Source organism: Robertmurraya mesotrionivorans (assembly GCF_050971805.1).
GTDB lineage: Bacteria > Bacillota > Bacilli > Bacillales > Cytobacillaceae > Robertmurraya_A.
Genome location: NZ_JBPCCH010000002.1, coordinates 180,305 through 192,992, shown reverse-complemented (window position 1 = coordinate 192,992; position 12,688 = coordinate 180,305). Strand labels below are relative to the sequence as shown.

Sequence of the window (12,688 nt, the reverse complement as noted above, 5' to 3'; positions counted from 1 at the left end):
TACTATTTACTATTGATAAAATAAAATAGACTTATTCATGAAGGAGCAAGAGAGCCAACTATGTCAATCGTCGATAAATTAAAACTAGATAAATACACAAATATGGCTGTTATTAATCAACCAAGTGATTATGATGTGTTTACAAGTTATCCTACGGAGTTAACTAAAGATCATGATGCGATTTTCATTTTTATTGAAACGCTGGACGAAATGGTCGCTCATACACAACAAATCATTAAGGATCAATTATTACTTGAAAAGGGCTATCTTTTCTTCGCCTATCCGAAAAAGGGGAATAAACGATATAGTACCTATGTACATAGAGACGATATCTTTCCTGCGATGAGTGTAGGGGAGGACGGTTATATTGGAGACAGTGATATTAAATTTGGACGCATGGTTAGTATGGACGATGTGTTCACCGTCGTAGGGTTAAAGCGTGAGAAAAAGAAGGTAAAAAAGACTCCTGCTGCCAGTCAATGTGTGGCTGATTATGAGGACAATATTACAGATGTGGAAGCATTATTAGCAGAAACACCCAATGAGCTTGCGTTTTACCAAAGCTTGACTCCGGGATATCGAAAAGACTGGGCAAGATACATTTTTTCTGCGAAACAGCAACAAACAAGAGACAAGCGCCGCGGGGAAATGGTCGAAGTCCTTTCACAAGGCTTTAAAACTATGGATTTGTATAAACAACAGAAGAAATAAGAAAGAATGACGAATGAGAGAGGTGCTCATTCGTTTTTTTTAGAAAAAATAATTGACCAGGTTGTGCACCCCACAGTTTATCCTAAGGGTGGGAGGACGAAATGTATAAAATCAGTGAATTTGCGGAGTTAACAGGATTAAGCAAGGAAACGCTTCGTTATTATGCAGAGGTGAAGCTACTAGAGCCCGCTTTTATAGATCCAAAAAAAAATTATCGTTACTATGATGATGGAAGTATCTTTTTAGCCACTCTATTAACAAAGCTTAGGAAATTAGGATTCACTATCCAAGAGATGATTTCCGTGATGGAGGACGAATCTTTTGCGAATCTAGAAGCACTATTAGTCCAAAAGAAAAGAAATATATTAAAGCAAATTAACGAACTTCAGTTGCAAGTAGAAGAAATAGATGGATTTTTAGCATCAGGCAAGGAGGAAACCAAGTGATACAGTGGAAGGAAGAAGTAGTGATTACTGCCAATATTAAAACGGTATGGAGTTTATTTTCAGATAAAAACATCAAGAGAATCATGCCTAAAGTAGAAGAACATATCTTAATTGAACAAAGTGAAACGGAAGCAGGAGCCAAGCATCGACAAACGTATCGAGAGGGGAAAAGACTAGAAACCTATATAGTGGAAACACTCATTTACGAAAATACGCAAGAGGAAAAGAAAAAACAAATTCAGTTTGTTTTAGGAAAAGCCTTTGAAGTTACCCTTACTTTTACACTAATAAAAGTAGATGATTCCCACACAAGATTGATTTACGAAGGGGAGAACAAAGGAGTCAACTTTGTTGGAAGAGCGATGCTTAAGCTTGCTGGGAAGAAGAGCAATCATGATGTGGTGATGGAGTTTTTAGAGCGGGTGCAGGCGGAGGCGATGAAATAAAGACTGCTGAGCTGAAAGTGGAAACTTTATCAGAATGAAAGCTATTTTTGTTCCACAGACAAATACACATGTATAACATTTGTACAACTGAACTTCCTTCTTAAAAGGGAAGTTTTTTATTTTTATCTAAAGCTCCTATTTTATTTCCCGAATTGTTTTTCTTAAATATTATTCCCTACCACTTACCAATCTACAAAAACATTATACTCCAATTATCCTGAAAACACTCTGCAAAATGATTGGGCTTACAGTCACAATGAAGATTCTTTTCGACTCATTTTTAAAAAAGAGAAAAAAGGTCTATATTACCAATTATGGTATTTTAATCGAAAACCATGTTAGTATACCTGACAAGTTATCTTTATTTTCTGAATTATTAGTTTTACAATGGCTCTGTAGTAAAAACCTGAAAGGAGTCGATGAAATTGACAGAGAAACTAGACAAAGTAGTAACTAGAAGAGATTTTTTAAACCAAGTAGGTAAAGTTGGTGGAGCGGTTGCTGTCTATGGTGCAATGGATTCCTTAGGTTTACTAGGTAGCTCCATGTTTGCGAGTGCCGCATCTTTTAATGCTCCAAAAAAGAGCGACCTCGTTATGGCGAACAAAATGGGGAAAAAAGTAGTGATCCTTGGAGCAGGGATTGCGGGACTCGCCTCAGCCTATGAATTAAGTAAAGCAGGCTACGATGTCCATATCCTTGAAGCACGTGACCGAACGGGAGGCAGAAACTGGACGGTTCGTGGGGGAACAGGAGAAACAGAAATTAATGGGGTTAAACAAGTTTCTAAATTTGATAAGGGTCAATATATGAATGCAGGGCCTGCCAGGATTCCTCAGCATCATGTGACCATCGATTATTGTCGTGAGATCGGAGTAGAGTTGGAAGCTTTCACGAATGTCAATGAAGCCGCTTATTATTATCAAGAGAATGTGGGTCCACTTTCAAATACAAAAATTCGAAAGAGAGAGATTAAAGCTGACACTCGCGGATATGTAGCTGAACTCCTTAGCAAAGCTGCCAATCAAACGGCCTTAGATGAAAATCTAACGTCTCAAGATATTGAAAGATTAACAGCCTACTTAACCCGTGATGGATCCTTAAACTCTAGTAGAAAATATACCGGAACTAGCTATCGTGGGTATACCGAATTACCAGGTGCTGGTTTGAATCCAGGAACGGTAGGCACACCCTATAAGTTTAGCCAAATACTAGAATCTGGGATGATGAATCATATTAGTTCTGAATACTCGTTCGATCAGCAAATGATGGTGTTCCAACCAGTCGGTGGAATGGATAGTATTCCAAAAGCGTTGGAAGCAAAATTACCTGGGAAGATTACATTTGGCGCTGAGGTTCAGGAAATTAGACAAACCACTGATGGAGCCCGGGTAGTGTACAAAGTAAATGGGAAAACAAAAGAAATGACAGGAGATTATTGTATCTGCACAATCCCGTTATCAGTATTGAAAAATATTCCAGCAGATTTTTCTCCTGAGATGATCAATGCCATGAAAAACATTAGTTATGCCCCGACAGGTAAAATTGGATTTCAATTCAAGAATCGTTTCTGGGAAACAGAAGATCGAATTATGGGCGGTATGACGACAACCAATATGGACATTAACCAAATCTGGTATCCGTCATATGGATATTTGTCACAAAAAGGTGTGGTGATTGGATACTATAATTTTGGACAAGCAGCATTAGATTTAGGCAATATGACCATTGCTCAACGTGAAAAGCATGCTTTAGCACAGGGGGCAAAAATACATAAGTCGTATACGAGTGAGTTTGAGAACTCGTTCTCGGTTGCATGGCATAAAATCAAATACAATGAGGGAGGTTGGGTATCCTACACCGCATCAGATCGTCAAAATTACTATCCAATTCTAAATCAGCCACAAGGACGAATTTATCTGGCTGGTGAACATCTAAGCTATCTAACAGCATGGATGGCGGGAGCCTTTGAGTCTGCACGAGTAGCTGTTACTCAAATTCATGAAAGAACATTAAAAGAAAGTGATTCAAAAGTAAAGGCTGGTTAATAAATAGAGAAAAGGAGATGAATTTATGAAACTATCAAAATCTAAATCTGTAGTTGCTTCCATTGTATTTGGGACAAGCCTAATGGTAGGGGCGTATGCTTTTGCTGGCTCTGAAAAGGCAGACTTAAAAACCGATAAGGTCGCATTTTTTGGAACTCCCACTTCATCTATTTCTAGTTCTGTTTCCGTCCCTAGTCAATTTAATCAGCTTTGGATTAGTGGAACGGTTCCTCCGGTATTAAACCGAAACGGTTCGACAATTTATGAAAGATACGGTGACACAGAAACTCAGGCGATTGGAATTTTTAACAATCTTAAGACTCAATTAGAAGCCAAAGGGCTTTCACTTAAAGATGTCACCTACCTGCGTGTGTACATTACACCTGATCCAAACAAAGGAAACACCCAAGATTATCAAGGTTTTTTCAATGCATATGCAAAATTCTTTAACACAGAAGACAATCCAGTGAAAACCGCACGTTCTACCGTAGGAGTAGACAGTCTCGTTAATTCTGATTGGTTAATCGAAATTGAAGCGTTTGTCGCTTACAAGTAAAGAAAGGGGGAATTTATGTGCTACAAAATATTGGAGTACCAGGTTTAATCTTGATTTTGGTCATAGCACTTGTCATCTTCGGTCCCTCAAAGCTCCCTGAAATTGGACGTGCATTCGGTAGAACACTTACTGAGTTTAAAAATTCAACAAGGGAATTAGTAGCTGGAGATTCGGAAGAACAAAAGGCAAAAGAACTTAAGAATTAATGTGAGGGGAAGATGTAAACACTTGTTTGCATCTTCTTACCTTTAAAAGGGATGTGAGTGAATGGAAGAATTTAAAATGCCTATGTTAGAACATGCAGAGGAATTTAGGAAAAGGCTCATCTACGTGTTAGTGTCCTTTGTGATCCTTTTATTTTCAGGATTTATTTTTGTGGATCGTATCTACGATTGGATTGTTCACTCCGTTGAGCAAACACTTACAGTTTTAGGGCCTAGTGATATTATGTGGATTTACTTTGTTTTAGCAGGATCCTTCGCGCTTGTTTTTACAACACCGGTTGCTGTGTATCAATGTTGGAGATTTGTTTCTCCTGGCTTACAAACATCCGAAAAAAAAGCATTATATATCTTCTTACCCGTTTTAATCATCTTCTTTCTTATGGGACTGTGTTTTGGCTATTACATCTTATTCCCAAGTGTTCTGACGTTTCTTACCAATTTAGCAGGTGATCATTTACATACGATGTACACGGCTGAAAAATACTTTAAGTTTCTATTAAACTTGACGCTGCCTATCGGATTTTTGTTTGAAATGCCAATTCTCATTATGTTACTAACACGTCTAGGCATTATAAATCCTATGATATTGGCGAAAGCACGAAAAATAGCTTACTTCATTTTAATGATTCTATCAACATTGGTTACTCCACCAGATTTTATTTCAACGATAATTGTTTTTCTTCCACTAGTGTCACTATATGAGTTAGGAATAAGTGTATCTAAATATATGTATCGGAAAAATGAAAGAGTCCTTTTTGAAGAGGCAAGTTGAGAAAGATGCCTGGTATTTGCCAGGCATCTTAATTGTATTTAATATCGCTGCAACTGAGAGGTGGTTAGGTTAGCTAATAAAAAATTAATTAGACAGGATAATCAGACAAATATAAAAATCTTGCTAAATAGAAAGGGGTTATGTATGATATAAATCAGAATCATTACGTTTTATGTTGGAGCTAGATAAGAAAATTGTTGGCTTCATTATACAACTTAAATCGTAATGATTTCGATTAATTAAACTAAGGAGTGGAAAAAATTGAACAAGAATAAAATCCCTGTCACTGTACTTAGCGGGTATTTAGGTGCTGGAAAAACAACTCTTTTAAATCATATTCTGACTAACCGTGAAAATAAAAAAATTGCTGTTATCGTAAATGACATGAGTGAAGTAAATATTGATGCCTCTTTAGTGAAAAAGGGAGGATTTTCACGAACAGAAGAAAAGCTGGTGGAACTTCAAAACGGTTGTATCTGCTGTACGTTACGAGAAGACTTAATGATTGAAGTGGAAAAATTGGTTCTAGCAGGAAACATTGATTACATAGTGATTGAATCGTCTGGGATATCTGAACCGATTCCCGTTGCACAAACCTTTACGTATGTTGATGAAGAGTTAGGGATTAACTTAACAGAACAAACAATCCTTGATACGATGGTAACCGTAGTTGACGCGAATCGATTTTGGCATGACTTCTCTTCTGGAGAGAGCTTAATGGACCGAAAGCAGGGAACAGATGAGATGGATACAAGAGAAGTAGTGGACTTGTTAATAGACCAAATTGAGTTTGCGAATGTTCTTGTTTTAAATAAAGTAGATTTAGTTGATCCAGAAAGTGTAAGAGAATTAAAAGCCGTCCTTCATAAATTGAATCCAGATGCAACAATCGTAGAAAGTTCACACTCCCGCATTCCGCTTGATACTATTTTAGGCACGGATATGTTTGATTTTGAAGAAGCTAGCCAAGGGGCAGGGTGGATCAAGGAATTAAATGAGGAACATACACCTGAAACAGAAGAATACGGAATTTCTTCCTTTGTCTACCGAAGAAAACGGCCTTTTCATCCTGAGCGCTGGAATAAATGGTTAGAGAATTGGCCAGAAGATGTGGTTCGAGCAAAAGGATTTTTCTGGCTCGCCACACGAAATGATATGACCGGACTCCTGTCCCAAGCTGGACCATCCATTATCATCCAAGGTGCCGGAGAATGGATTGCTTCCTATCCAAATCAGGAAATGGAGCAAATTCTAAAAGATGAGCCAGAAATTCTTCAACGATGGGACGAAGAATATGGAGATCGTATGACCGAGCTCGTTCTAATAGGAGTAGATATGAATTATACCGAAATAGAAACGTCTCTTGATCACTGTCTACTAACGGACGAAGAAATGAAAACGGATTGGAGAAATCTGTCCGACCCGATTCCTGCATTTTCGCTCTAAATAAAAAGCCTTTTCTTTTATATAGAAAGAAAGGGCTTTTCCCGTTTCATATCGAATGGTACATAATTTATTAACCTCGCTGCGCACTTTGCTAAAGCCAGCAAATCAGAAGATTAAAGAAATTGCAGTTGAAAAATCGACATTGTTTCAAATGTAATAGTAGGGATCAGTCCTAAGTAATAGGACTGATCTTTTTTCTTTTGTTGGAAACGCAAGTAATGGAGCAAAATAGCAAATAAATCATAATAATCGCAAGAAAAACTTGAGAATCGCAAAAATATTTCTAGAATAGCAAATATATTTTTGGAATAGCAAATAAATCTCAAAAATCGCAAGTATAACAATAGAATTGCAAATATCTTATCAAAAACTTAATTATCAAATAGCTTTTGACAGAAAAATTCATAGTTTTTATATCAAATTTATCCGAATCCCTATTAAATTAGCATAATAAAAGTAACATTTTTCACAGAATCCAACAAACATTTCCTTTACAGTAAATAAAAATCAGAACAGTTTGAAAAAAGGACTGTAAAGGAGGAATTCTGTTGAAAAGAAAACATTTGCCGTTGGTATATTCATGCTCAGGCTGTTCTTCAGCCGCACAAACCGCAAACTTAATCGCAATCAAAATGGATCGGGAGGACATTGCTGAAATGTCGTGCATTGCCGGTGTGGGGGGAGATGTAAAACCACTAGTAAAAACGGCAAAATCGGGCAGGGAGATCATCGCCATTGATGGCTGTCCGTTGGCCTGCACGAAAAACTGCCTCGCAAGGCACGAGGTTCAGCCAACCCATCATTTTGAACTTTCCAATTTTAATGTGGTAAAGAAAAAAGGGGAAGACCCAGACTTAGATGTGTTTATGGAGACTTATGAGAGAATAGTAGAGCTTATTTAATCAATAAAGGATATGTTCAAAAGGAACATATCCTTTTTTCTTTTAGATCGATAAACGAAACGCTTCAGCTATTGACCCAAACTAGATCCCACCACAAAACAAGGAACAATACCTCTTATCATTTCAATGTAAACGCATACAAATCTTATTGAATAAAACCACAAAATTATTATATATTTCAACGACCGAAACAATTTACTTTAGCAATGCAATGTTATAGAATGGTAAAGTTACAATCTTAGGAAATTATGAATCTTTATTTTTAAATGAAAGGCGAGAGGAACTTGAACAATTTAACAGGTACAAAGCGTTTACAGCTGGCATTGCTTCTAGGGTCTCTGGCGATCTTAGGTCCGTTTACCATCGATATGTATTTGCCTTCTTTTCCGACTATTGTAGAAGAGTTCGGTACAACGGCATCCTTCGTACAAATTAGTTTAACTTCTTGTTTGTTGGGCTTAGGACTGGGGCAATTGATTATCGGTCCAATGAGTGATGTGCAGGGACGGAAAAAACCACTATTAATATTCCTTATTATGTATTTAGTTGCCTCTGCCATTTGTGCATTTGCTCCGAATATTTATTTCTTTATTGCTGCTCGTTTCTTGCAAGGCTTTTCAGCAGCAGGCGGGATCGTTATATCGAGAGCGGTCGTTCGTGATAAGTTTAGCGGAAGAGAATTAACGAAGTTTTTTGCGTTATTAACATTAGTAAGTAATCTAGGTCCAATTATCGCTCCTGTTGCAGGTGGCGCGATTCTAGCCTTTACGAATTGGACGGGAGTATTTGTCGTTTTAAGTGTTGTCGGTCTAGTTTTATTTTTTACCGTATTTTCAAAGCTGGAAGAATCACTTCCAACAGAGAAGCGTGTACCAAGTAATATTGGGCAAACATTTAGGAACTTTGGAACTTTATTAAAAGATCGTCAGTTTACAGGATATGCCTTTACACAAGGATTTATTGTGGCCGGAATTTTTGCTTATGTTTCTGGTACTCCATTTGTGTATCAAAATATTTATGGAGTTTCACCACAAGTATTCAGCTTATTATTTGGTTTGAACGGAATTGGCTTGATTCTTGGAAGTCAGGCAGTAGGGAAGTTCGTAGACGTAATATCTGAAAAGACATTTTTAGTCATAGGTCTGACCATTTCAAATGTATCAGGTGCCATTCTTCTTGTTGCGTTATTACTAAAGGCTCCTTTAATTGCGGTTGTTATTCCTATCTTCTTCTTCGTTGCCTCGATCGGGATTATTGGAACTACATCGTTTTCACTTGCCATGGAGTCACAAGGGCATATTGCAGGTAGCGCGTCGGCCTTACTAGGGTTACTACCATTTATCCTAGGCTCTATTTCATCACCACTTGTAGGCATTGCAGGAGAGAATTCTGCCATTCCGATGGGATCCATAATCTTTGGTGCTAGCTTTTTAGCTTTTCTTTCGTATTTTCTTTTCGTACGAAAGGCTTCCGTCGTAAAACCAGCTATCGAAGAACCTGGGAAAATCTCAGTATAATATCTAGACGCTATCCAAAAAGGGTAGCGTCTTTTCTTTTAAAGATATCATTCAAATTACTAAATTACGAGCATGTGTATGAAGTTAAATTAATAAAAACATCTAATACTTAGAACGCCATGTGGGTTCCGTTTCAGTAGGAAATCTGTCGTGTTCGTTATATAAGTAGTTGAAAAATAAGAAATATTCATCTAATATAGAATCTAACTTAATTGAATAGTTTTCCAAAAAGTTAAGATGCCAAGATGGCTTAATAGGGAATCTGGTTAAAATCCAGAGCTGTACCCGCAACTGTAAGTGTGGACGAAATAAGAATACCACTGTGTACATATGTGATTCGTATGAATATGGGAAGGTCTTAGAGTAGGAAGAAGCACGAGTCAGGAAACCTGTCTTACTTTTAAACGTTTCAGTTTCTCCGGGAATAGAGAAGGTGTTTCGATGGTGAGAAGGGACCGTATTTCTGTTTGTCTTTTCATGCTTTCGTTTCATCCGTTCATTCCTGTGAGCGGATTTTTTTATGGAAATCTTTCTTTGGGTTGATAACTTCATAGTTTACTTAATAGGTGCAAAAGAAAAATCTTTTGCTTAAAAGGGAAGCACGGTGAAAAGCCGTCGCGGTACCCGCCACTGTATTGGGGAGCTTTGTTACAAATGGTCACTGAGTAAAATCGGGAAGACGTAACAAAAGCAAGGAACCAAAGCCAGGAGACCTTCCTATAAAGTGTGTCACATACCTACGGGACTATAGGTAGATGTGTAGAAGATATACCTTCCGTATGTTCTTATGCACCTCTATTTGTAGGGGTGCTTTTTTTATTAGATAAATTTAAGGGAGTGGAAAACATGACAACATGGAATTTAAAGGGGACAAAGCATCACATCTTGATTTGCAATGGAAGTAGTTGCATGAGAAAAGGGGGAGAAGAAGTAACGCAAGCGATTCGTGATGAAATTACACAGTTGGAGTTAGACGACGAAGTACATACAACAAGAACGAGATGTAATGGAAGATGCAAGGATGCTTGTGTCACCATCGTGTATCCAGAAGGCACCTGGTATAAAGCACTTACAGAGGACATGGGACGAGAAATCGTTCGGAGTCATATCGGACAAGGAAAGATACTAAAAGAATCCGTTATTTATACATACAACCAGGAAGGCTTCGTAGCACCTGAAAACTCAGATAGTATTGAGGGAATTTCGAAAAAAGTGAAAGAAGAGGTATAACCTATGGAATTTATCATGTTTGCTCTGCTTGCTGTTTTTATTGGCATGAGGCATGGGATCGACGGAGATCATGTAGCAGCGATTGCCGACATGGTTGGCAGTGAGCAGCAAAAGAAGAAACAACTTACTCTTGGTGTGATGTATGCGATTGGGCACGGAATGATTGTAATGGTTATTGGAGTGTTATTTATTTATATTGGTTTACACCTTCCAGATACAACGAAGCAAATACTAGAAATGCTCGTTAGCTTCACCCTTATTTTGCTCGGAATGTTTATTATTTGGTCAATTTTTCAACAAAAGAAAGATTACGAGTATAAAAGTCGACTAAGAATTGTCGTTGAGTTTTTCAGCAACATCGCTAGTAAGGTGACATCAGGAACAAAAACGAATCAACTATCACCTACAAAGCTCGGTGCCATTGGAGCGTTTATTATTGGCATTCTTCACGGCATTGGTGTAGAAAGCCCTACGCAAATCGCGATTATTTCTAATGCGATAGGGCTTGATAATTTAACCGTCGCCCTTATTCAACTGACTTTATTTGTCATTGGGTTACTCATCGCTACGATAGGAATTACATTCTGTTTATCATGGGGATTTATGAAAGCTAGAGTGAAAGACAAGCTGTTTTTACTATTAGGCACGGTAACAGGCGCCTATAGCCTAGTACTCGGAATTTTTATGATGGTGGAACTAATGAAAGGAGGAGCGTAATTGAAAGGAAAGCTGTTAGTCATCGGTTTTGGTCCCGGAAGTGAGGAGCATATAACGGACCGGGCAAAAAAAGCTCTACAAGAAAGTGATATGATCATTGGCTATAAAACGTATGTGGAACTGATTGAAGGATTACTAGACGGTCAAGAAATCATCAGTACAGGGATGACTGAAGAAGTAAGTAGAGCTCAAGAGGCAGTGAGGCAGGCCGAGCTCGGAAAAAAAGTGGCAGTGATCTCTAGTGGAGATGCGGGTGTGTACGGAATGGCTGGCCTTGTGTACGAAGTATTGGTGGAAAAAGGCTGGAAGCAAGACACGGGTGTTGAGGTCGAAGTGATTCCAGGGATATCAGCCATCAATTCATGTGCTTCGCTATTGGGTGCCCCGGTCATGCATGATGCCTGCACGATCAGCTTAAGCGACCATCTGACACCTTGGAGCTTGATTGAACAAAGAATTGAAGCTGCTGCTCAAGCCGATTTTGTGATTGCTTTGTACAACCCAATGAGCGGGAGAAGAACCCGACAAATTGTTGAGGCGCAACGGATACTATTAAAATACCGATCGCCAGAGACACCGGTTGGACTTGTGAAAAGTGCTTATCGTGATCGTCAAAGTATTATGCGAACCACATTAGAAGACATGCTGAATCACGAGATTGGCATGTTAACAACGGTGCTAATTGGAAACTCGTCGACGTTCTATTACGACGACTTAATGATTACCCCAAGAGGTTACCAACGAAAGTATACATTGAGCCAAAAGGAACAACCATTGAAGCCACATCAACGATTGAAAAAGGAAGCAGAGCCATGGGCATTAGAGCAGGTGGAGGTGGCTAATACGTCTAGAGAAATTGCGGATGAAGCATTACAGCTGATATTAGGCGAAAGCAATCAACCAAAAGCGTACATCCAACAACCCATTCAATCAATCTTTGAAGTGTCAGTTAGTCCGGGTGTTGCAAACAAAAGATTTACCCCGAAGCAAATGATCACACTAGCTGAGATCGTTGGAGATGACGGAAGCATGGAGTATAGCCAGGATCATCATATTAAACTTCAAGTTCCAACCTCTAACCCAGATCTTGTTGTAAGTGAACTTGAAGAAGTAGGTTTTCTTCTTGCCCCTGTTGGCGATGTGTTGACACTTAAGGCCTGCGATTTTTGTGAAGGAGAAAAGAAGGATAGCATTCCTTATGCAGAGTCGTTACAAGCAAAACTTGGTGGAATGGAACTACCAAAAGAACTGAAAATCGGCTTTAACGGTTGCGGAATGGCGTGCTTTGGTGCGGTTCGTGAAGATATTGGCATTGTATTTAGAAAAGGTGCCTTTGATTTATTTTTAGGTGGAAAAACAATCGGAAGAAACGCACACTCCGGACAAATTGTCGCAGAAGGGATTGCTTCGGACGAAATCGTTGGACTAGTTGAGAAAATCGTACAAGAGTACAAGAAAAATGGGCATCCGAACGAGCGTTTCCATAAATTCTTTAAGCGTGTGAAGTACGTGTGCGGCTTTGAATTTCAAGACGTATCACCATCGTTAAAAATTGAGCCCGCACCATGTGGAGATTAGAGAGAGAGGACTTGCAGTTTCTATATATTTATATATGAAGGTTATTAGTGAGTTGATTTTAGGATGTAACGGTCTTCATTTGGTTGATGAAGACC

At 38.5% G+C, this 12,688-nt stretch carries 13 protein-coding genes and 2 riboswitches; all 13 genes read left to right on the top strand.

What is annotated here, in order from left to right:
• Positions 1-60 precede the first annotated feature (60 nt).
• The 13 genes from ACRX5O_RS05045 (at position 61) to cobJ (ending at position 12,593) form a co-directional block, all read left to right on the top strand.
• The gene (locus ACRX5O_RS05045) at positions 61-711 is read left to right on the top strand and encodes a YdeI/OmpD-associated family protein (RefSeq protein WP_433904928.1); all 651 of its coding nucleotides are present in this window, start codon (positions 61-63) and stop codon (positions 709-711) included.
• A gap of 101 nt (positions 712-812) precedes the next feature.
• The gene (locus ACRX5O_RS05040; RefSeq protein ID WP_433904927.1) at positions 813-1,157 is read left to right on the top strand and encodes a MerR family transcriptional regulator; all 345 of its coding nucleotides are present in this window, start codon (positions 813-815) and stop codon (positions 1,155-1,157) included.
• Positions 1,154-1,603, top strand: coding sequence for an SRPBCC family protein (locus ACRX5O_RS05035; protein WP_433904926.1), 450 nt, complete (start codon positions 1,154-1,156; stop codon positions 1,601-1,603). Before ACRX5O_RS05040 ends, ACRX5O_RS05035 begins: the two co-directional genes overlap by 4 nt.
• Positions 1,604-2,028: 425 nt before the next feature.
• Positions 2,029-3,651, top strand: coding sequence for a flavin monoamine oxidase family protein (locus ACRX5O_RS05030; RefSeq protein WP_433904925.1), 1,623 nt, complete (start codon positions 2,029-2,031; stop codon positions 3,649-3,651).
• A 25-nt stretch (positions 3,652-3,676) separates the two neighbouring features.
• Complete coding sequence (locus ACRX5O_RS05025; protein WP_433904924.1) at positions 3,677-4,207, top strand: Rid family hydrolase; 531 nt, start codon at positions 3,677-3,679, stop codon at positions 4,205-4,207.
• Between the two features lie 17 nt (positions 4,208-4,224).
• Entirely contained in the window at positions 4,225-4,413 is a 189-nt protein-coding gene (locus tag ACRX5O_RS05020) for a twin-arginine translocase TatA/TatE family subunit (protein WP_433904923.1), read from the top strand.
• 61 nt (positions 4,414-4,474) lie between these two features.
• Positions 4,475-5,203, top strand: coding sequence for a twin-arginine translocase subunit TatC (gene tatC, locus ACRX5O_RS05015; RefSeq protein ID WP_433904922.1), 729 nt, complete (start codon positions 4,475-4,477; stop codon positions 5,201-5,203).
• Positions 5,204-5,464: 261 nt separating this feature from the next.
• Complete coding sequence (locus ACRX5O_RS05010; RefSeq protein ID WP_433904921.1) at positions 5,465-6,649, top strand: GTP-binding protein; 1,185 nt, start codon at positions 5,465-5,467, stop codon at positions 6,647-6,649.
• A 548-nt stretch (positions 6,650-7,197) separates the two neighbouring features.
• Positions 7,198-7,551, top strand: coding sequence for a putative zinc-binding protein (locus ACRX5O_RS05005; RefSeq protein ID WP_433904920.1), 354 nt, complete (start codon positions 7,198-7,200; stop codon positions 7,549-7,551).
• 284 nt (positions 7,552-7,835) lie between these two features.
• A complete protein-coding gene (locus tag ACRX5O_RS05000; RefSeq protein ID WP_433904919.1) occupies positions 7,836-9,068 on the top strand; it encodes a multidrug effflux MFS transporter in 1,233 nt (410 codons plus the stop codon).
• Between the two features lie 218 nt (positions 9,069-9,286).
• Positions 9,287-9,479, top strand: a riboswitch (cobalamin riboswitch).
• A 136-nt stretch (positions 9,480-9,615) separates the two neighbouring features.
• A riboswitch (cobalamin riboswitch) is annotated at positions 9,616-9,803 on the top strand.
• Positions 9,804-9,914: 111 nt separating this feature from the next.
• The gene (locus ACRX5O_RS04995) at positions 9,915-10,298 is read left to right on the top strand and encodes a (2Fe-2S) ferredoxin domain-containing protein (RefSeq protein WP_433904918.1); all 384 of its coding nucleotides are present in this window, start codon (positions 9,915-9,917) and stop codon (positions 10,296-10,298) included.
• 3 nt (positions 10,299-10,301) lie between these two features.
• Complete coding sequence (locus ACRX5O_RS04990) at positions 10,302-11,015, top strand: HoxN/HupN/NixA family nickel/cobalt transporter (protein WP_433904917.1); 714 nt, start codon at positions 10,302-10,304, stop codon at positions 11,013-11,015.
• Entirely contained in the window at positions 11,016-12,593 is a 1,578-nt protein-coding gene (cobJ, locus tag ACRX5O_RS04985; protein ID WP_433904916.1) for a precorrin-3B C(17)-methyltransferase, read from the top strand. It begins immediately after the preceding gene.
• Positions 12,594-12,688: the final 95 nt, after the last annotated feature.

What these genes read in the sequence shown, in the direction of transcription:
- ACRX5O_RS05025 (WP_433904924.1), top strand. Translation starts at nt 3,677, where the DNA reads ATGAAACTATCAAAATCTAAATCTGTAGTTGCTTCCATTGTATTTGGG.
- ACRX5O_RS05040 (WP_433904927.1), top strand. Translation starts at nt 813, where the DNA reads ATGTATAAAATCAGTGAATTTGCGGAGTTAACAGGATTAAGCAAGGAA.
- tatC (WP_433904922.1), top strand. Translation starts at nt 4,475, where the DNA reads ATGGAAGAATTTAAAATGCCTATGTTAGAACATGCAGAGGAATTTAGG.
- ACRX5O_RS04995 (WP_433904918.1), top strand. Translation starts at nt 9,915, where the DNA reads ATGACAACATGGAATTTAAAGGGGACAAAGCATCACATCTTGATTTGC.
- ACRX5O_RS05045 (WP_433904928.1), top strand. Translation starts at nt 61, where the DNA reads ATGTCAATCGTCGATAAATTAAAACTAGATAAATACACAAATATGGCT.
- ACRX5O_RS04990 (WP_433904917.1), top strand. Translation starts at nt 10,302, where the DNA reads ATGGAATTTATCATGTTTGCTCTGCTTGCTGTTTTTATTGGCATGAGG.